Origin of the sequence: Pseudoduganella sp. UC29_71 (assembly GCF_042693265.1) — a bacterium.
Classification (GTDB): domain Bacteria; phylum Pseudomonadota; class Gammaproteobacteria; order Burkholderiales; family Burkholderiaceae_D; genus Rugamonas.
The window spans coordinates 1730799-1751045 of record NZ_CP170549.1 but is presented as its reverse complement, the minus strand read 5'-3'; the positions used below and the strand labels follow the sequence as shown (position 1 = coordinate 1751045).

Annotated in this window: 13 protein-coding genes and 1 pseudogene; 9 read left to right on the top strand and 5 right to left on the bottom strand. The window is 68.2% G+C overall.

What is annotated here, in order from left to right; genetic code table 11:
- Positions 1–19 precede the first annotated feature (19 nt).
- A pseudogene (locus ACFJI2_RS07675) lies at positions 20–136 on the bottom strand (hypothetical protein); the annotation flags it as partial.
- A 225-nt stretch (positions 137–361) separates the two neighbouring features.
- Between ACFJI2_RS07675 and ACFJI2_RS07670 the strand changes: the two are divergent.
- The 4 genes from ACFJI2_RS07670 to ACFJI2_RS07655 all read left to right on the top strand — a co-directional run bounded on the left by ACFJI2_RS07670 (position 362) and on the right by ACFJI2_RS07655 (position 5367).
- Positions 362–1015 carry a response regulator gene (locus tag ACFJI2_RS07670; RefSeq protein ID WP_377704470.1) on the top strand — a complete coding sequence of 218 codons (654 nt, stop codon included), beginning with the start codon at positions 362–364 and terminating at the stop codon, positions 1013–1015.
- 115 nt (positions 1016–1130) lie between these two features.
- On the top strand, positions 1131–2357 hold the full coding sequence (locus ACFJI2_RS07665; protein ID WP_377704469.1) for an MFS transporter: 1227 nt from the start codon (positions 1131–1133) through the stop codon (positions 2355–2357).
- A gap of 32 nt (positions 2358–2389) precedes the next feature.
- Positions 2390–3514: a serine hydrolase domain-containing protein gene (locus ACFJI2_RS07660; RefSeq protein ID WP_377704468.1), complete on the top strand. Its 1125-nt coding sequence runs from the start codon at positions 2390–2392 to the stop codon at positions 3512–3514.
- 65 nt (positions 3515–3579) lie between these two features.
- Positions 3580–5367 (top strand): thiamine pyrophosphate-requiring protein, encoded by a 1788-nt coding sequence (locus tag ACFJI2_RS07655; protein ID WP_377704467.1) that lies wholly within the window; start codon positions 3580–3582, stop codon positions 5365–5367.
- A 37-nt stretch (positions 5368–5404) separates the two neighbouring features.
- On the opposite strand, the gene ACFJI2_RS07650 is transcribed toward ACFJI2_RS07655, so the two are convergent.
- Complete coding sequence (locus ACFJI2_RS07650; protein ID WP_377704466.1) at positions 5405–6904, bottom strand: AMP nucleosidase; 1500 nt, start codon at positions 6902–6904, stop codon at positions 5405–5407.
- Positions 6905–6992: 88 nt separating this feature from the next.
- Between ACFJI2_RS07650 and ACFJI2_RS07645 the strand changes: the two genes are divergently transcribed.
- Positions 6993–7976: a 2-dehydropantoate 2-reductase gene (locus tag ACFJI2_RS07645; protein WP_377704465.1), complete on the top strand. Its 984-nt coding sequence runs from the start codon at positions 6993–6995 to the stop codon at positions 7974–7976.
- Positions 7977–8028: 52 nt separating this feature from the next.
- Here ACFJI2_RS07645 and ACFJI2_RS07640 read toward each other — a convergent pair whose 3' ends face one another.
- From ACFJI2_RS07640 to ACFJI2_RS07630, 3 genes are all read right to left on the bottom strand, one after another.
- Positions 8029–9402, bottom strand: a complete 1374-nt coding sequence (locus ACFJI2_RS07640) for an MATE family efflux transporter (RefSeq protein ID WP_377704464.1) — start codon at positions 9400–9402, stop codon at positions 8029–8031.
- Positions 9403–9452: 50 nt separating this feature from the next.
- On the bottom strand, positions 9453–9812 hold the full coding sequence (locus ACFJI2_RS07635; protein ID WP_377704463.1) for a DUF6984 family protein: 360 nt from the start codon (positions 9810–9812) through the stop codon (positions 9453–9455).
- Between the two features lie 439 nt (positions 9813–10251).
- A complete protein-coding gene (locus tag ACFJI2_RS07630) occupies positions 10252–11535 on the bottom strand; it encodes an NAD(P)/FAD-dependent oxidoreductase (RefSeq protein WP_377704462.1) in 1284 nt (427 codons plus the stop codon).
- A gap of 88 nt (positions 11536–11623) precedes the next feature.
- Between ACFJI2_RS07630 and ACFJI2_RS07625 the strand changes: the two genes are divergently transcribed.
- The 4 genes from ACFJI2_RS07625 to ACFJI2_RS07610 all read left to right on the top strand — a co-directional run bounded on the left by ACFJI2_RS07625 (position 11624) and on the right by ACFJI2_RS07610 (position 20232).
- Positions 11624–12571, top strand: coding sequence for a LysR family transcriptional regulator (locus ACFJI2_RS07625; RefSeq protein WP_107871822.1), 948 nt, complete (start codon positions 11624–11626; stop codon positions 12569–12571).
- Between the two features lie 219 nt (positions 12572–12790).
- Positions 12791–13435 (top strand): PEP-CTERM sorting domain-containing protein, encoded by a 645-nt coding sequence (locus ACFJI2_RS07620; protein ID WP_377704461.1) that lies wholly within the window; start codon positions 12791–12793, stop codon positions 13433–13435.
- Between the two features lie 42 nt (positions 13436–13477).
- On the top strand, positions 13478–17035 hold the full coding sequence (locus tag ACFJI2_RS07615; protein WP_377704460.1) for a pectinesterase family protein: 3558 nt from the start codon (positions 13478–13480) through the stop codon (positions 17033–17035).
- Between the two features lie 86 nt (positions 17036–17121).
- Positions 17122–20232, top strand: a complete 3111-nt coding sequence (locus tag ACFJI2_RS07610; RefSeq protein WP_377704459.1) for a two-component regulator propeller domain-containing protein — start codon at positions 17122–17124, stop codon at positions 20230–20232.
- Positions 20233–20247 lie beyond the last annotated feature (15 nt).

The following is a 20247-nucleotide window of genomic DNA, read 5'->3' as shown; positions in this document are numbered from 1 at the left end:
TGTCCTCGCCCAGCGCCTTGCGCAGCGCAGCAATCTGCACCCTCAAATTGCTCGCGTGAATGTCCTGCCCGGGCCAGGCCAGCTCCAGCAATTGGTTCTGGCTGACTACCGTCCCGCGCGCCGCAATCAGCGCCATCAGCACCGCCGTCGCGCGCGGCCCAAGGGCAACAGCGCTACCGCCGCCCTCTCCCGCGTACAGTTCACCCCTCGCCGGCAGCAGCGTAAAGCGACCGAAAGCGATGACCTCTGTACCATGTTCCAGCAATGTATCCATACGGCCCAGCGTAACGCGGCGGCGCACAATGCCCTACCCCCGATTGGGGTATACAGGACGTAAAATACGGTTGTCCCATGTAAAATATTGCCTTTACCAAACTTCCTGACCGTGAACGCTCCGCAACCCATCCGAGTTTTAGTCGCCGACGACCATCCCATGCTGCGCGAGGGCCTGGCTGCCGTGCTCGAACATTGCCCGGACGTGGCGCTCGTGGCCGAAGCGGGCGACGGCGCGCAGGCAGTGGAGAAGTACCGCGAACACCGGCCGGACGTCACGCTGATGGACCTGCAAATGCCGGTGATGAACGGCATCGACGCCATCACGGCCATCCGCGCGCAAGATCCGCTGGCGCGCATCATCGTGCTCACCACCTACAAGGGCGACGTGCAAGTGCTGCGCGCATTGAAGGCCGGCGCGGCAGGCTATCTACTGAAAAGCATGCTGCGCAATGAACTGCTGGACACCATCCGCAAAGTGCACGCGGGCCAGCAGCACATCCCGCCCGAAATCGCCGCCGAGATGGCCGCCTATTTCGCCGCCGACGCCCTCACCGCACGCGAAACCGACGTGCTGCGCCTGGTCGCGCTGGGCAACTCCAACCGGCGCGTAGCGGCGGAACTGGGCATCGCCGAAGAAACCGTGAAAGCGCACATGAGCGGCCTGCTGGCCAAGCTGGGCGCCAACGACCGTACGCACGCCGTCACCATCGCCATCCGGCGCGGCATCATCGACCTCTGAGGCGCTTGCCTCAGCGAAGGCCGCAGCGGCAGCAGCAGCAGCAGCAGCAGCGGCATCGGCAGCGGCAGCGGCAGCAAGCTGTATACTAGCCATCCGCTCAGCCATTCCACCCTACATGCCGCAACGCTGGAAAACCCTCGCCATCCTGGCCTGCACGCAAATCATGTCGTGGGGCGCGCTGTACTATGCCATCGCCATCCTCGCCCCCGAGATCCAGCGCGAGATGGGCTGGCGCAACGAAGCCGTGGTGGGCGCGTTTTCCTGGAGCCTGCTGGTGTCCGGCCTGGCCGCCACGCCCATCGGCGCGCTGCTGGACCGGCACGGCGGACGCGGCGTGATGGGCGCCGGCTCGCTGCTCGGCGCCATCGGCTTTGCGGTCCTCAGCCAGGTACACAGCCTGCCGGCCTACTACGCCGCCTGGACCATACTTGGCCTCGCCATGGCCATGACCATGTACGAAGCCGCCTTCGCCACCATCAACCGCCAGTTCGGCATGGACAGCCGCAAAGCCATCTCCACGCTCACCCTGTTCGGCGGCTTCGCCAGCACCGTCTCCTGGCCGCTGACGCAATACCTCGACGCGCACGCCGGCTGGCGCGACACCTGCCTGATCTACGCGGCGGCCCAGCTCCTCCTCAGCCTCCCGCTGCACCTGCTGCTCCCGGCAAGCAAGCACCTGCCGCCGCTCCACAGCGCCCCGGTGCCCGACGCCGCCTCTGCCCACGCCCCTGCCGCCGGGCCAGCCAACCATGCCGGCCCGCGCGACCATACGCTGCAGGAAGCGGTCCGCCATCCGGCCTTCTGGAAGCTCGCCTTCGCCTTCTCCGCCAACAGCTTCATCTTCTCCGCGCTGTCCGTGCACCTGATCCCGCTGCTGCAGCAATACGGCCACGGCGCCGCGCTGGCCGTCTGGATGGCCGCCCTGGTCGGTCCCATGCAAGTGGCCGGCCGCATCGGCGAAATGACCATCGGCCGCAACGCCCTGCCCCGCACCGTGGGCAAGATCACCTTCGGCGCCCTGCCCGCTGCCCTGCTCGCGCTGCTGCTGTTCGGCGCCCACGCCTGGGCCGCCGCCCTGTTCTGCATGATGTATGGCATGAGCAACGGCATCCTCACCATCGTGCGCGGCACCATCCCGCAAACCATGTTCGGCCGCCGCCACTACGGCGCTATCTCCGGCGCGCTGGCCGGCCCCGCCCTCATCTCGCGCGCCGCCGGCCCGCTCGCCGTGGCCGGGCTGGTACAGCACAGCGCCCCCGCCAGCCTGCTGCTGGTGCTGCTCGCCGTGGCCATCGCCTCGCTCGCCTTCTACCTGCTCGCCATCCGGGAGACCGACAGATGATGTTCAAAGCACGTACCGCTTTCGCAATCGTAATGCTCCTGGCCTGGCAGGCTCCGGCCTGCGCCCAATCGGGCTGCCTGGACATCTTCCGCAACCCTCAGCGCCTGTATCCCAACAACACGGCCAGCGCGTCGGCAGCGCCTCTGACGCTTGCACCCGGCACGCCACTGCAAACCGTCGCCTACCGGCCGCCGGGCGACAGCGCCGCGACGCTGGAAGACTACCTGACAAAATACTGCACGACCGGTTTCCTGGTCCTGAAGGACCAGAACATCGTGTTCGAGCGCTATCTGCATGGCAGCTCCGCTTCCGACAAACTGCTCTCGGCCTCCATGTCCAAGACGGTGCTGTCGCTGCTGATCGGCATCGCCGTCTCCGAAGGCAAGCTTGCCCTCACAGAGCGCGTGGACGCCGTCCTGCCGGACTTCAAGGACAGCGCCTTCGCCGCCGCCACCGTTGAAGACCTGCTCCGGATGTCCTCAGGCGCCGCCCTGGTCAACTCCTTCGAACCGGGTGCCGACTCCGACAACCGCGCCACCAATCCCATGGTTTCGCCGCGCCAGAACGTGCGCGAATATCTGCGCCAGAAACGCGACCGTTCATCGGCGCCGGGCACGCAATTCCAGTACAACGGCGCCCAGACCGCGCTGCTCGGGGCCATGCTGCGCCAGCGCGTCGGCACCGACCTGACCAGCTATCTCGAGCAAAAGCTGTGGATACCGATGGGCGCGGAAAGCAGCGCGCACTGGATCAAGAACCAGCACGGCGAAGAAGGCGTGCAAGGCCAGTTCGCCGCCACGCTGCGCGACTATGGCCGGCTCGGCTACCTGGTGATGAACCAGGGCCGCATCGGCGGCAAGCAGGTCGTCCCCGCCGACTGGATCGCCAGCATGACCACGCTGCGCACCGACAAGGCGCAGCCCGGCAGGCCGCCCTATTACGGCCTGCACATCTGGATACCGCAGGCAGCCGGCGGCCGCGCCTTCTTCTGGGGTGTCAACGGCCAGAACATTTTCATCGATCCGCTGGCGCGGGTGGTGATCGTCCATACCGGCAATTCCCCCAAGGCGGAATTCGACGGCAACCGCCACCTGTTCGCCCTGCGCGACGCCATCGTGCGCAGCTTGAAAGCCCCCGCCCAAGTTTGCGAAAAGTAGCGTGCGCCGCCGCACCGCCCGTCTCACTACCATGGCCACATTGCAAACCATGCGGAAGGCCAGCCATGTCAGCGACAGTGGGCGATTTCCTCTTGCAGCGCCTCGGCCAGTGGGGCGTGCGGCGCGTGTACGGCTATCCGGGCGACGGCATCAACGGCATCGTCGGCGCCTTCGGACGGCAGGACCAGATCGAGTTCATCCAGCCCCGCCATGAAGAAATGGCCGCCTTCATGGCCACCGCGCACGCCAAGTTCACCGGCGAAACCGGCGTCTGCCTGGCCACCTCGGGTCCCGGCGCCATCCACCTGCTCAACGGCCTGTACGACGCCAAGATGGACCACCAGCCCGTGGTGGCCCTCATCGGCCAGCAGGCGCGCATGGCCATGGGCGGCGACTACCAGCAGGAAGTGGACCTGCTGTCGTTGTTCAAGGACGTGGCGCACGAATACGTACACGTGGCGAACGATCCGGCGCAGGTACGCCACCTGATCGACCGCGCCATGCGCATCGCCAAGGAGCAGCGCACCGTCACCTGCATCATCTTCCCCAACGACGTGCAGGACCTGGACGCGGTGCCCAAGCCGCCGCGCGAACACGGCGCGCTGCACACCGGCATCGGCGCGCTCAGTTCCAGTATGCAGCCCAACATCGAAGCGCTGCAGCACGCAGCCGGCATCCTCAACGCCGGCGGCAAGGTCGCCATCCTGGCCGGCGCCGGCGCGCTGCACGCCACCGATGAACTGATGGCCGTGGCCGACCTGCTGGGCGCCGGCATCGCCAAAGCCCTGCTGGGCAAGGCCGCCGTGCCCGACGACCTGCCCTACGTGACCGGCTCCATCGGCCTGCTGGGCACCAAGCCCAGTCACGACATGATGAACGGCTGCGACACCCTGCTGATGGTGGGCTCGTCCTTCCCCTACGCCGAGTACCTGCCGAAGGAGGGCCAGGCGCGCGGCGTGCAGATCGACATCGACGCCCGCCGCACCAGCCTGCGCTACCCGATGGAGCTGAACCTGGTGGGCGACGCCAAGGCGACGCTGGCCGCGCTGATCCCGCTGCTGCAACGGAAGACGGACCGCAGCTGGCAGCAGCAGATCCAGGAAAACGTGCAGCGCTGGTGGCGCGTGCTGGAAGCGCGCGCCATGAACGACGCCGACCCGGTCAATCCGCAGCGCGTGTTCTGGGAACTGTCGCCGCGCTTGCCGGATGGCGCCATTCTCACCATCGACTCCGGCTCGTCGGCCAACTGGTACGCGCGCGACGTGCGGCTGCGGCGCGGCATGATGGCCAGCCTGTCCGGCGGCCTGGCCACGATGGGGCCGGCCGTGCCCTACGCCATTGCCGCCAAATTCGCCTGGCCCGAGCGGCCAGTGATCGCGCTGGCCGGCGACGGCGCCATGCAGATGAACGGCATCAACGGCCTGATCACCATCGCGCGCCTGTGGCGGCAGTGGGCCGACCCGCGCATGGTGGTCATGGTGCTGAACAACGGCGACCTCAATCTGGTGAGCTGGGAACAGCGCGGCACCGGCGGCGACCCGCGCTACGCACCTTCGCAAGGGCTACCGGACTTTCCGTACGCCGCCTACGGCGAGCTGCTCGGCCTCAAAGGCATCCGCGTCTCGCGCCCGGAAGACATCGGCCCCGCATGGGACGAGGCCTTGCGCTGCGACCGTCCCTGCGTGCTCGAAATGGTCACCGACCCGAACGTGCCGCCGCTACCGCCGGACGTCTCGCTCAAGCAGGCCCGCGCCTACTTCTCGGCGCTGCTCAAGGGCGACCCGGATTCCATCGCCATCATCAAGGCCACCATCAAGGAGACCTGGGACTCGTGGTTCCCGCCCAAGACCTAACCGTAGGGCGGCTTAGGCCGCAGGCCGTAAGCCGCCATCACTGGAACGCCACCTCCGCAAAGCTGCGCAGCTTACGGCTGTGCAGCTTGTCCACGCCCAGCTCGCGCAGCAGCTCCACCGCGCGGATGCCGATGCGCAGGTGCTGGTCCACGCGCTCGCGGTAGAACGCGTTGGCCATGCCCGGCAGCTTGATCTCGCCATGCATCGGCTTGTCGCTCACGCACAGCAGCGTCCCGTACGGCACGCGGAAGCGGAAGCCGTTGGCCGCAATGGTCGCGCTTTCCATATCCAGCGCCACCGCCCTGCTCTGGCTGAAACGCCGCTCCGGCGTGCGCTGCGGCAGCAGCTCCCAGTTGCGGTTGTCGGTGCTGGCCACGGTCCCGGTGCGCATCACGCGCTTCAGGTCATGCCCGGTCAGCTTGGTCACTTCGGCCACGGCCGCTTCAATGGCCACCTGCACCTCGGCCAGCGGCGGAATCGGCACCCACAGCGGCAAGTCCTCGTCCAGCACATGGTCTTCGCGCACGTAGCCGTGGGCCAGCACGTAGTCGCCCAGCTCCTGCGTGTTGCGCAGGCCCGCGCAGTGGCCCAGCATCAGCCAGGCGTGCGGACGCAGCACGGCAATGTGGTCAGTGATGGTCTTGGCGTTGGCCGGCCCCACGCCGATGTTGACCATGCTGATGCCGCTGCCGTCCTTGCGCACCAGGTGGTAGCCCGGCATCTGCGGCAGGCGCGGCAAGGGTGAGCCCAGTTCGTCGCCCGGCTCGGACGGCGCGCCGGCGCGGCGCAGCACCAGGTTGCCCGGCTCCACGAAAGCCACGTAGTCGTCATCCCCTTGCGCGGCGCGGCCCATGATTTCGTGGCCCAGCTTGATGAACTCGTCGATGTAGAACTGGTAGTTCGTGAACAGCACGAACTTCTGGAAGTAGGCGGGCAAGGTGCCGGTGTAGTGGCGCAGGCGCTGCAGCGAGTAGTCCACGCGCGGCGCCGTGAACAGCGACAGCGGCTGCGCTTCGCCGAACGGCGCCTCGAACGTGCCGTTGGCGATGCCGTCGTCCATGGCGGCCAGGTTGGGCAGGTCGAACACGTCGCGCATCAGCAGGCGGCGCTCGGCGCTCATGCTGCCTTCAATGTGGTCGTTCTCGGCGAAGGAGAAATGGATGGGGATGGGCTGGGCGCTCATGCCCACTTCGATCTGCACCTGCTGCTTGCTGCCGTGGTTTTTCAGCAGCAGGCGGAATTGCTCGTGGTAGTAGCGCGCGAACAGGTCGGGACGGGTGAGCGTGGTTTCGTAGGTGCCGGGACCGGCCACGAAGCCGTAGGACAGGCGCGAATCGGCGCGCGCCACGGTATCGGTGTGTACCCGCACGTAGGGGTAGCAGGCGCGTACATGCTTCTCGGGCGTTTCGCCGTCCACGAAGCGTTGTAGCGATTCACGCAGATGCCGTATGCTGCCGTCATACAGCTCCTGGACCCGGGCCAGCGCGGCCGCCGGGTCGTTGAAGCGCTCGGGCGCGATGAAGGGACGGTTCTGCATGGTCGTTCTCCTTTACTAGTCAGCTTTATTCTATTGTATCGGCGATCACGTTGCAGTGCAGCATTTTGATTATTTTGAGGAGACGGGAATGAAGGTGTGCATAGTCGGCGCGGGCGCCATCGGCGGATTTCTGGGTGTGCGGCTGGCGCGGTTGGCCGAAGCGGACCTGCGCGTGACTGCGCTGGCGCGCGACGCCACGCTGGCCGCGCTGCGCGAACATGGCTGGCGCATGCAGACTGCGGACGGCCTGCTGCAAGCGCCGGCTGCCACCGCGGATGCTGCCAGCCCGGCGGACATCGCCGCGCTGGGCGCGCAGGACCTGGTCATCATCGCCGTCAAGAGCCAGTCGCTGGGCGCGGTGGCGCCGTCCATCGCTCCCCTGCTCGGGCCGGACACGGTGGTGCTGCCCGCCATGAACGGTGTGCCGTGGTGGTTCGACGCCAGGCCACTGGAGAGCGTGGACCCGGGCGGCCGCATCGCCGCCGCCATCCCGCAGCGGCATGTGCTGGGCTGCGTGGTACATGCCAGCACCTCCACTGCCGAACCGGGGCTGGTGGTGCACAAGATGGGGCAAGGCCTGATCATCGGCGAGCCGGAGGGCGGTGTGTCGGACCGCGCGCGGCGCGTGGTGGCGCTGCTGGCACAGGCGGGCTTCAACGCCACGCTGTCCGAGCGCATCCGCTACGACATCTGGTACAAGCTGTGGGGAAATATGACCACCAACCCGGTGTCCGCCATGACCGGCGCCACCGCCGACCGCGTGCTGGACGATCCGCTGGTGGCGGCGTTCTGCATCTCGGCCATGCACGAGGCGGCGGCGATAGGCCGCTGCATCGGCTGCGCCATCGATGAAACGCCCGAGGACCGGCACAAGGTCACGCGCAAGCTGGGCGCGTTCAAGACGTCCATGCTGCAGGACGCGGAAGCGGGCCGGCCGATGGAGATCGACGCGCTGGTGTCGGCGGTGCGCGAGATCGGCCAGCGCGTCGGCGTGGCCACGCCCAATATCGACGCCCTGCTCGGCCTCACGCGGCTGTTCGCCCGCACGCACGGGCTGTATCCGGACGCCTGAGGCCCGACCCAGCTGCCGCTTAGCTGCAGCTCAGCTGCCGCTCCACTGCCGCTCAATGCGCCGCATCTCTGGCCCGCAGGCGGCGGCGCGCGGCGCGCGCGTGCGGCACCCAGGCATGCACGGACCAGCGGCGCCACATCGTCAGGCCGCGTATCCATTCGTCGGTGGCGTAGGCGATCCACAGGCCGACCAGTCCCAGCCCGAAGTAAATGCCCAGCAGCCAGCTGCCGCCGGCCAGCACGATGGCCATCGACGCGGCGCCCGCCGCCACCGGGTAGCGCGCATCCCCCGCCGCCCTCAAGGCATTGATCACCACCAAATTGAAGGTGCGGCCCAGTTCCAGCAGCACTGCGATCCACAGCAGCACGGAACCGTTCCTGATGATGACCGGGTCTTGCGTGAAGCAGCCCAGCAGCCACGGTCCGGCCAGCGCCACGCTGCCCGAGATGACGCCACTGATGACCAGGCCGCGCCCGAGCGCGCCGCGCACCAGGCCGTGCGCCTCGCGCAGCTCGCCCGCGCCTATCATGTGGCCCACCATGATCTCGACCGCGAACGCGGTCGCAAGGCTGAACATCACCACCACGCTGCCCACCTGGTGCACATAGGCCAGCGTCGCCAGCGCCTGGGCGCCCAGCGTGCCGGCCACCGCCATGCTGGCCATGAACGCCAGCCGCCATGCGATGTTCTCCGCCGCAGCCGGCACGCCGATGTGCAGCACAGCGGCCAGTTCGGCGCGGCGCAGCTTCCACCAGTCGCTGGCTACGGGGTGGATGTTCAGATGGCGGCGCCACAGCATCAGGTGCAGCACCAGGCCGAGCACGCGGCTGAGCAGCAGCGCGAAGGCGAAGCCGGGCAAGCCCATGGCGGGGACCGGTCCCCATCCGTACATCAGCGGCACGGCCAGCACCAGGTGGCTGAAATGCATGGCCACCAGCACCACCAGCGTGTCGCGCGTGCGCAGGTGGGCGCGCATCACGCTGGCCATGGCCGCATTCCACGCGTCGAACAGCATGGCGGCGGCCAGCGCCTGCAGGAAAGGCGTGGCCAGCGGCAGCACCTCGGCCGGCGCGCGCATCAGTCCCAGCAGCCAGCCCGCGCCCGCAAAGGCCAGCAGCGCGGTAAAGGCGCCCAGCCAGGTGCTCGCACCCAGCATCGCCAGCGCCACCTTGTCCGCCATGTCGCGCCGGCCACCGCCCAGGTTCTGCGTGATGACCACACCGATGCCGGAACCGACAATGCGGAACAGCAGGAACAAGGTGACCGAGATATTGTTGGCGATAGCGAAAGCGGCGCCGTAGGTATCGGACAAGCGCGCCGCCATCGCCGTGCCCACCACGCCGGCCAGCACGGCAAGGAACAGTTCTATCAGCAGAGGCCAGGCGAGGGTGAAAATGTGGGGACGGGGAGCGGCAGCGGTAGTCATCCCGCCATGATAGCGATTTTCGCCCGCTCACGCAGGCAAAATGTTATCGCTCACACGGCGTCCAGCGACACCAGCTGGGCGGGATCCGGATAGGACCGTAACGGCGAGAAGTCCGACTTCCAAAAAGCGAGTTCGAATAACTCTCCCTGCTCATCCAGATTCAGCGAAATAACGACGGACACGCCGTCCGCATCTACATATTTCGCTTCAGCCGCGCGCCGCCCGAACAGGCGCTGCACTCCGGGCCTTGACAAAAACCGCACGCCGCCCATACCGCCGTCGGCCATATCCTCAACCAGACCGGCCCGCAACCGTTCCCCGGTCTCGTTTGCCTGGCCTAGCAGCACCGCGAGCAAGGCAAGCTCGTTCGGCCGCAGCGGCCTACCTGATTGGGGTGATTCGTCCAACATTGGTCGCTCCATCCATAAATTTGTAGGCCAGGAACTCGAACCATTGTCCGTCGATACAGACACGACAGCGATTGGGACCGCCAAGCAATTCCCCCTCGCGCGCAGCCAGATCGGCCACTATTGCCGCACGCACGGAGTGGCGCTCAATTCCTACAGCATCGCAATGCCGGAACGCATGCGCCTCCTGGGTAACTGTTCTCCCAAAACACACTCGTCAGTGCCGGTTCGTCACCATAGTATGCTCCGCTTTTTCCGCGCGGGATGCTAGCGTGCGACGGATGAGCAACCATTATCGATGCGGGCCTCCTGTCTGAGAAGGGTATCTGAAGCGGTTTTGCGACCGATCAATTGCGACAGCCCTTTTACCTCTGCGGCGGCCCTGGCGCCGCAGCCAGCAGCAAGGCTGGCGCGGCGCGGGGGATGAGCCGTCGTCCCTGCGTCAATGCAGTTTCACCGATGGCGAGATACGCTTGCGCAGCCAGTCGGCCAGCGTGACGGCGGCGGCGCGGACGAAGCCGTGCAGCGCCATCAGGTGCTTCTGGTACATCAGCCCGTACAGCAGGTTGGCGAAGGCGCCGCTCACCGGCACCTTGCTGCCGAACGAGCCGCCCAGCAGCACGCCCACCGCCGCCACCGGGCCGAGCGACACCAGCGAACCGTAGTCGCGGTAGCTGAACTCGGGCAGCGGCTTGCCTTCCTTGCGGCCCAGCGCGGCGGCCAGGAACACGGCCTGCTGGTGCGCCACCTGCGCGCGGGGCGGCGCGGCGCCCTTCACCGGGCAGACGAAGCTGGCGCAGTCGCCAATGGCGAACACGTTGGGATCGTCCACCGACTGCAAGGTGGCCTTCACCATGATCTGCCGCATGCGGCTCAGCGACAAGCCCAGCGTGCCTGTAATGGCGGGGCCTTCCACGCCGGCCGCCCACAGCGTCAGGCTGGCCGGACGCACCTTCCCTTCCCCCACATGCACGCTGTCCGCGCCCACCTGCGTGACGCCGGTGCCGGTGCAGATCTCGATGCCGCGCGACTTCAGGTATGCCTCGGCGCGCGCCGACTGTTCCAGCGGCAGGTGCGGCAGCAGGCGCGGGCCGCGTTCCAGTATGGTGATGCGCACGTCGCGCGCCGGGTCGAGCGTGTGGATCTTGTACTTGGCAAGCGCGCGGGCGCTGTAGCCCAGCTCCGCCGCCAGCTCCACGCCGGTGGCGCCGCCGCCCACGATCACCACGTTCACCTGCTGTCCCGCGCCCTCGCTGGCCCGCACGCAGGCGCCGAAGAAGCGGCGGTAGAAGCCCTTCGCCTCGCGCACATTATCCAGCGTGCAGACGTGTTCGGCCGCGCCGGGCACGCCGTAGAAGTTGGTCACGGCGCCGAGCGCCAGCACCAGCGTGGTGTAGCCCAGCGTGCGCGCGGCGCGCACTTCGCCCACGTCGTCCGACAGGCATGGCGCCAGCTCCAGCATGCGCGCCGCCCGGTCCACCGAGCGCAGCTCCGCGTGCATGAAGGTGAAGCCATGTTCGGCCGCCTGGGCCGAGTATTCAATCTGGAACACCTGCGGATCGCGCTTGCCGGAGGCAACCGTATGCAGCAGGGGTTTCCAGAAGTGGGTGGGCGAACGGTCAACCAGTATCACCCGCGCACGGCCCTTGCGGCCCATGGTGTCGCCAAGCCGGGTTGCCAGTTCGAGGCCGCCTGCGCCTCCGCCTACGATAACGATGGTTTGCATGGATTTTCCCTCCTTCTGACTGTTAATATAGTCCCCTCAAAAGGAAAACAAAAATTACTTCTTTCGACTGATTGATAAGGTATAGCTTATGTATCACGCGAGTTTCCGCCAGCTCCAGGCACTGGTTCTTGTCGGCCGGCACGAAAGCGTGTCACGCGCAGCGGAGGAAATGCACGTGACGCAGCCCGCCATCTCCGCCCAGCTGCGCGCACTGGAAGAACTGGCCGGCACGGCCCTCACGCGCAAGGTAGGCCGCAACATCCAGCTCACGGCGGCGGGCGAAGTGCTGCTGCAATTTTCCGAACGCATCCTGCAGCTGTGGGAGCAGGCCGGCGACGAACTGGGCGAACTGCACGGCGTGAGCAGCGGCACGCTGCGCATCGGCGCGGTGGTGACGGCCGAGCACTTGCTGCCGTCCATGCTGGTGAAGTTCACCACCGAGCGTCCCAACGTGCGCATGAAGCTCCACGTGGGCAACCGCAGCGAGATCGTGGCCATGCTGTCGCGCAAGGAGATCGACCTGGCCATCATGGGCACGCCGCCGCGCGAGTTCCGCATCAACGCGGCGCGCTTCGCGCACCATCCGATGGCTTTCGTGGCCAGTCCCAAGCATGCGCTGATGCGCAAGAAGCGCGTGACGCTGGACGACGTGGTAGCCGCCAACCTGCTGGTGCGCGAGCGCGGCTCTGGCACGCGCACCACGGTGGAGCGCGTGTTCAAGGAAGCGGGCCACACGCTGCACTTCGGCTCCGAAGTATCGAGCAACGAGGCCATCAAGAGCATGGTGGCGGCCGGCCTGGGGGTGGGCTTCGTGTCGGTGCACGCGTGCGCGCTGGAGTTCGAGGCCGGGCTGATCGATATCCTGCCGATGAAGGAAAGCCCGGTGGAAGGCGACTGGCACGTGATGCACCTGGTGGACCAGCCGCTGCCGCGCATCGCCGCCGCCTTCCAGGACTTCATGGTCACCTCGGGCCAGGAGCTGATCGGCGCGGAACTGGAATCCTTCTACCGCAAGCACAGGAAGCCCGGCCGATAAAGTTGCCGCAAGGAATTTGGTCCGTCCACCTTGATATATTGGTCAGGCCAAAGTAGAATCAATTGTGCAAAAGTGCAACATGCAAGTTCTCCCCGCAGAGACCTCGGCACGCCATTCCCCGCCCTCGTCGAAACGGCACCGGACACGCGAGGTGTCCCCACAGCTCCCGGCGTGCCGGGACGCTGCTTCTTCCCTGCTGTCCCACAATCCGGAGTACACATGAAAAAAAGAACATGGGAGACACTGGCGCGCACGGCATTCGCCGCCGCCATCATCGGCAGCGCCGCCTGCGCGCACGCCACCACGCTGCCGCTGCAAGGCGCCGTCATCACCGCCAGCTACAACGGCACGGCGGCCGCCATGCTGGGACTGGACGACGCCTTCAGCGGCTCGGCCGGCGGCAACACCACCGCGCTCGATCCGCTCAACGCCAGCGTTGAGTTCCTCAGCGCAGACTTCGCCTTCGCCTTCGACTTCGCGGCCGACGGCACCCTGTCCATCTACAACAACAGCGGCGCGCCGCTGGACCCGGGCGCCTACAGCTTCCGCTTCGACTTCGGCAGCACGCTGGCCGCGCCCATCACCGCCTTCAAGCTGCTGGACGGCAGCGCCGTCGGCGGCCTGCCGCTGTTCTCCATCCTGGACGGCGGCACCGCGCTCGGCCTGGACCTGGGCGCCCTGTCCTGGAACGGCGACTTCACGCCCATCACCGCCAGCATCGAGGCGGCGCAGGCGGCGGCCGTGCCGGAGCCGGGCAGCATGGCCATCCTGCTGGCCGGCGCGGGTGCGCTTGCGCTGGTGCGTCGGCGCAGCAGCAGCAGCAGCAGCAGCAGGGGCAGCGGCAGCGCCGCACCGCGCACCTAAAAGACAGCAGTTCCACTATAGATTCCTGCCACAGGAGCACACATGAGACACTTCCGTTTCAAGGCCGCGCTTTGCCTTGGGATGCTGCTCGCCGTTTCGGCGCCGCCATCCCTGAACGCCGCAGCCATCGATCCCGCCCGCCAGGCCGCGCCGGCAGACGGCTGGGCCGGCCAGGCCGGCGGCACCGCCGGCGGTTCCGCCGCCATCAGCAGCTACATCTACACGGTGAACAACCGCGCGCAGCTGCTGGCCGCCCTCAACAACGGCGGCAACAACGCCAAGATCATCAAGCTGGTGGGCACGGTGGACATGAGCGAGGGCATCCCCTACGCCAACACCGGTGACCAGGCCGCGCGCGGCGTCATCCGCATGAAGCCCAACACCACGCTGATCGGCGACGGCGCCAACGCCGGCATCATCAACGGCCACATCCAGGTCACCAACATCAGCCAGGTCATCATCCGCAACCTGAAGATCGTGGCGCCCTGCGACGTCGGCCCGATCTGGGATCCGACCGACGGCGCAAACGGCAACTGGAACTCGGCCTATGACGGCATCGCCGTCTCCGGCGCGGACCACGTCTGGGTGGACCACGTCAGTTTCAGCGACGGCGCCATGACCGACAACCTGCTGCCCATCGAGAACGGCATGCCCAAGCAGTGCCACGACGGCGCGCTGGACATCACCAACGCCTCCGACTACGTGACCGTGTCCTACAACGTGTTCACGCAGCACCGCAAGAACAACCTGATCGGCTCCAGCGACAGCGCCTCGGCCGACGAGGGCAAGCTGCGCGTGACCTTCAGCAACAACGTCTTCCGCGACGTCACCAGCCGTTCGCCGCGCGTGCGCTACGGCCAGGTCCACCTGTTCAACAATTACTTCGTGGGCAGCACCACCGAGCCGCTGTACGGCTACGAGTACAGCGTGGGCGCGGGCTACAACGCGAAGATCCTGTCCAACGCCAACGTGTTCGACATCGCCGGCACCAGCAACTGCGCGCAAGTGGTGAAGAACCCCGGCGGCACGCCCACCGGCGCCTTCAAGGACACCGGCTCGCTGCAGAACGGCGCGCCGCTGGCCGGCTGCACCGTTCCCAACACCGTCGCCTGGACGCCGCCGTACGCCTTCAGCGCCCGCCCTGCCGCGCTGGTGAAAGCGAACGCCCTGGCGCAGGCCGGCGGCGGCAAACTGGCCACCACCATCTCCGGCACCGGCGACGTTTCCGTCGATCCCGGCCTGACGCTGACCTGCCCGGCCACCGGCCTGTACTTCTGCGACGACTTCCAGAACGGCAGCAGCGCCAACTGGGACCTGCTGCCCGTGGCCGGCGCCAACGGCTCCTTCTCCGTCAAGGCCGAAACCGTGGGCGGCACCAACAAGGTGATGCAGTACACCGCCGCCACCACCGGCGGCGTGCTGGCCCTGCTCAAGTCCAGCGCCATGGCGGCCGTGCCGTCCGGCGACTACTTCGTGGAAGCGCGCATCAAGCCGCTCACCAACGGCACCACCGGCAACAAGCAGCTCTACCTGATCACGCGCTACGTGAACGCCACCAACTGGTACGGCGGCGGCCTGAACGTGCAAAGCTCCACCGCCAGCACCCAGGTGGAAATCGCCAAGATGCTGAACAACTCGCTGAGCCGCCCCAAGCAGGTGAAAAAGCCGATCCAGATGGACACCCAGTTCTACACCGTGCGCTTCGAGATGACAGGCAGTACCCTGACCATCTACCTGGACGGCGAATCGCTGGGCAGCGTCACCGACACCAGCTTCAGCGCGCGCGGCCTGGTCGGCCTGTACACGGCCAACAAGTCCTTCCAGATCGACGACGTGCGCATCGGCGACCCGGCGCTGAAGCCGGCCCAGCTCACGCTGAACCCTTCCGGCACCACCTACGCCGCCGAAGCGGGCGACGCGCCGCTGCAGGTGGCCGTCACCGCCGTCAAGGCCGACGGCACGGCCGACGACTACAACGCCAGCTCCAGCAACCCGGCCGTGGTGGCCGTGGGCGTCAACGGCGGCACGCTGACCGTGACGCCGGTGGGCGCGGGCACGGCCAGCATCATCGTCACCAGCGAATCCGATCCCACGCTCAAGCGCAGCATCGCCGCCACCATCGCGCCGCAGTTCATCCAGCCGACGCAGACGTATGGCCTGGCCGGCATCGCCAGCCCCGCCGTGCAGCAGGAAGGCGTGAACGTGGACGCGGCGCTGCAGCTGACGTTCGACAGCCCGCCCGTGCTGGGCACTGGCGGCACCATCCGCGTCTTCCGCAAGGCCGACGACGCGCTGGTGGACGTGATCAGGATCAGCGGCGAAACCGAGGAAATCGGCTACGCCGGCCAGGCCGCCATCCGCAAGGTCAACAGCACGCCGGTCACCATCAGCGGCAACACGCTCGCCGTGCGCCCGCACAGCAACCGCCTGGCCTACGGCACCGAGTACTACGTGGCCATCGCCAACGGCACCGTCATCGGCACCCTGGGCGGCGCGCCCTTCCTCGGCATCGGCAAACTGGGCGGCTGGACCTTCGCCACCCGTTCCGGCCCGCCGGCCGTGTCCTCCACCCTCACCGTGGCGGCCGACGGCAGCGGCGACTTCGACACCGTGCAGTCCGCGCTGAACTTCGCCATGAAGGAACTGGCCAAGGCCGCGCCGGTCACCATCAGCATCAAGAACGGCACCTACCAGGAGCTGCTCTACCTGCGCGGCAAGGATAACGTGACGCTGAAAGGCGAAAGCCGCGACGGCGTGGTGATCCAGTACACCAACCACGACACGCTCAACACCGGTTCCGGCGGCAGCCAGGCGCCGGGCAGCGCCGCGCCGTCCGGCGGCCGCTCCGTGCTGCTGGTGGAAACGTCCGACATGCTGCGCCTGGACACGCTCACCATCCGCAACACCACGCTGCGCTCATCCTCCATTTCGGCGCAGGCCGAAGCCATCTACTTCAACAACGACGCGGGCCGCCTGGTCGCCATCGACGCCGCCTTCCTCAGCGAGCAGGACACGCTGCAGCTGAAAGGCTGGTCGTGGTTCTACCACGCGCTGGTGGCCGGTAATGTGGACTTCATCTGGGGCGGCAGCCGCGCGGCCCTGTTCGAGGAAAGCGAAATCCGCTCGGTGGGCGACACCACCAGCGCCACCAGCGGCGGCTACGTGCTGCAGGCGCGCGTGCCGAACGCCGCCGACAAGGGCTATGTGTTCCTGAACAGCCGCCTGACGCACGGCGCCGGCCCCGGCCCGCTGCACGGCGACGTGCCGAACGGCGCCACCTGGCTGGCGCGCAGCCCCGGCGGCACTGCCACCTGGGACAACATCGCCTTCATCAACTGCAGGATGGACAGCCACGTGGCGCCGGCCGGCTGGGCGGGCCTGGGCGTGAACGGCCAGCCCGCGCCGAATCCAACCGTGCCGACCGCCGCCAGCGGCTGGCGCGAGTTCGGCACCACGGACCTGGCGGGCAATCCGCTCAACCTGGCCACCCGCGTGGGCGGCTTCCAGCTCAGCGCGGGCGACGTGGCGGCAGGCTTTGCCACGCGCGCGCTGGTGTTCGGCGCCTTCAACGGCGGCGCCGGCTGGGATCCGCAGCCGTAAAAGCAGGTGCGCAAGCCGGAGGAATGAGGTATAACGCTGGGCGAAATCAAGCGCACATCGTCAACCTCACCTCCGGCTTCACCATCATGCTTCATACACGGCTCAACCGGACCTTCAACCGGGCCTTCTTCCGGACCTTCTTCTGCGCCGTTCTGCTGCAGCTGGCCACGCCCGCTGCGGCGCTCGATCCCGGCGTCCTCCTGCAGGACTACAACCACACCGTCTGGACCGTCAAGGACGGCGCCCCGACCGCCATCCAGTCGCTGGCGCAAACGCCGGACGGCTGGCTGTGGCTGTCCACCGCCACCGGCTTGTACCGCTTCGACGGCGTGCGGTTCGAACGCTTCCGCCCCCGCAACCGCGAATTGCCGCGCCAGCGCATCTACGCCATAGCGGCCGAGGCCAGCGGCGGCCTGCTGGTCGGCTTCTTCGGCGGCGGCATCGCCGCCATCGACCGGCACGGCGACCTGGCGCTGCTGGCCGACATGGATGAAAGGAGCAGCGTCGCCGCCGGCTTCGCGCGCGACAGCGACGGCAGGCTGTGGACCGTCAGCGAGACGGGCGTGCATCACCAGGAAGGCGGCAAGTGGCGCAAGGCGGGCAAGCAGGACGGCCTGCCGGAAACACCCGCCAGGGCGGTGCTGCTGGACCAGTACCGCCAGCTCTGGATTTCCACCCCGGCCGGCCTGTTCGTGCGCAGGACGGGCGGCGCGCGCTTCGAGCTGGCTGCGGCAGCCGGTGCCGTCTCGATCGCCGGGGCTGGACACGGCGGCAACCTGTCGCTATCGCCCGACGGGCGCCTGTGGCTGGCCGACGCCACCGCATTGCGTGCCGTGCCGAACGCGGCCCCGGCGGGCGGCGCCGCGCAGGCCATGCCGCGTCCCGCCTGGTTCAACCAGGCCGAATCGCGCCGCTCGGGCCAGTTCGACCGCGACGGCAACCTGTGGTCGGCCTCGTGCCCGGAGGGCCTCTGCATTATACGCGGCGCAAGCGGACGCCGCGAAGCGGATACCGTACTCGAAATCGCCAACGCCCCCGCCGAGCGCGCCGGCCGGCCATGGCAAGCCGGCCCGCCGATGGTGAACGCCCTGCTGGAAGACCGCGAGGGCAACGTATGGATCGCCACCCACTCCGGCCTGGAACGCTTCCGCGACAACAAGGTGCTGCGCACCAGCGTCCCCGGCGCCCATGGTGGGTTCAGCATGGCCCGCAGCGGCGACGGCGACGGCGGCGTGTGGATGGTCGATCCGCGCACGGCCACCGCCTGGCAGTTCGGCGGCGCTGAAGGAGCGGCCGCCGCGCCGGTGGCGCACCGCGAACAGCCCTGGCTCCATGCCACCAATGCCAGCGACGGCGCGCTGCTGCTGGCCGGCCTGCGCCATATCGAGCGCCGCCACCAGGGCACGGTCAGCCGCATCCCGTATCCGCCCGGGCCGGACGGCAAGGCGATGGACCTGCACGTGCAAGGCATGCTGGACGACGGCACCGTGCTGTGGGCGGCCTTCACGGAGCTGGGCTTCTGGGGCTACGCGGACGGCCGCTGGCTCCCGCGCAGCAAGTTCAACTTCCCGCCCCGTATCTACGTGGGCACGGCGGCCGGCAAGGGCCGGATGTGGCTTGTTTGCGCTGACGGATCGATCCAGCTTTACGACAACGGCAAGCTCACGCGCTACGACGGCCAGGCCGCAGGTTACTTTACCGGCGTCTTCGTCTTCGCAACGCCCGGCGCGCCGGCCGGCGGCGACGTGCTGGCCAGCGGCGACAAGGGTCTGCTGGTGCTGCTGAACGGGCGCTTCCGCAAGCTGGCGGCCGCGGACCCCGAAGCGCTGAGCAGCATCACCGGCGCCGCGGCGACGCCGGACGGCGACCGCTGGCTCAACGGCGCCAAGGGCCTGGTGCACGTGCGCGCGGCCGACTGGCGCGCCGCGCTGGCCAGTCCGGACCTGCCGCTGCGCTATGAACTGCTGTCCGCGCTGGACGGCTATCCCGGCCAGGCATCGATCAACTTCCGCCTGCCCACCATCCTGAACGACGGCCACGGCAAACTGTGGCTCATGACCACCGAAGGCCCGGCGACGCTGGCGCCGCAGCGCCTGCGCCGCAACACCGTGGCGCCGGTTCCCTACATGGGCCGCATCCGCGCCGGCGGCGCGGAGTACAGCGCGGCGCCCGGCCTGCGCCTGCCGCCGGGCTCGAACAGTTTCAGCATCGAGTTCGCCGCGCCCAGCCTGGCCCAGCCCGAGCGGGTGCAGGTGCAATACCAGCTGCAAGGCGTGGACGCCGGCTGGCAGGACGCGGCAGCGCGCCGCACCGCCTACTACACCAACGTCGGCCCCGGCGCCTACCGCTTCCGGGTGCGCGCCGTCAATGAGGACGGCGCAAGCAGCGGCCAGGAGGCCGGTGCAGCCTTCGAGACCGCGCCCACCTTCACGCAGACCGCCTGGTTCAAGGCCCTGTGCGGGCTGGCCGGCGCCGCCCTGCTGTACGCGCTGTACCGCCTGCGCCTGCGCACGGAGACGGCCAAGGTGGCGGAGCGGCTGCGGGTGCGCATGTCCGAGCGCGAACGCATCGCCCGCACGCTGCACGATACGGTGCTGCAAAGCGTGCAGGCGCTGATGCTGCGGCTGCACAGCGTGGCGGCCGAGCTGCCCGGCGGCAGCGGCGCGCGCACCAGGCTGCTGGCCATCCTCGACCAGGCCGAGCGCACCGTCGCCGACGGCCGCGATCAGGTGCATGAGCTGCGCAGCGGCCAGCTTGGCGACGCGCAGCAGATCGCCGAGGCCATCGAGCGCGCCACCCGGCTGCAGCGCGAGCACCATCCCGGCGTGGCCTTCAGCGTGGCCGCCGACGGCACCGCGATGGCACGCGCCCTGCAGCCGCAAGCGGCCGAGGAGCTGTGCGCCATCGCCATCGAGGCGGTCAACAATGCGTTCAGCCATGCGCAGGGCAGCCGCATCGCGGTGCGCATGGCCTGCGGCGCGGACGGCGTGGAGCTGACCGTGGCCGACGACGGCAAGGGCACGGGCGCGGCGCGCCGGCCGGGCGACAGCCTGCACTGGGGCCTGATCGGCATGCGCGAGCGCGCCGGCCGCATCGGCGCCCGCTTCGATATCGGCAGCGCGGAAGGCGCCGGGACCCGCGTCCGCGTGCAGGTGCCTGCCGCCCTCGCCTACGCCCGCGTGCAATCAAATCCGTGAGAATTTCGGTATTGC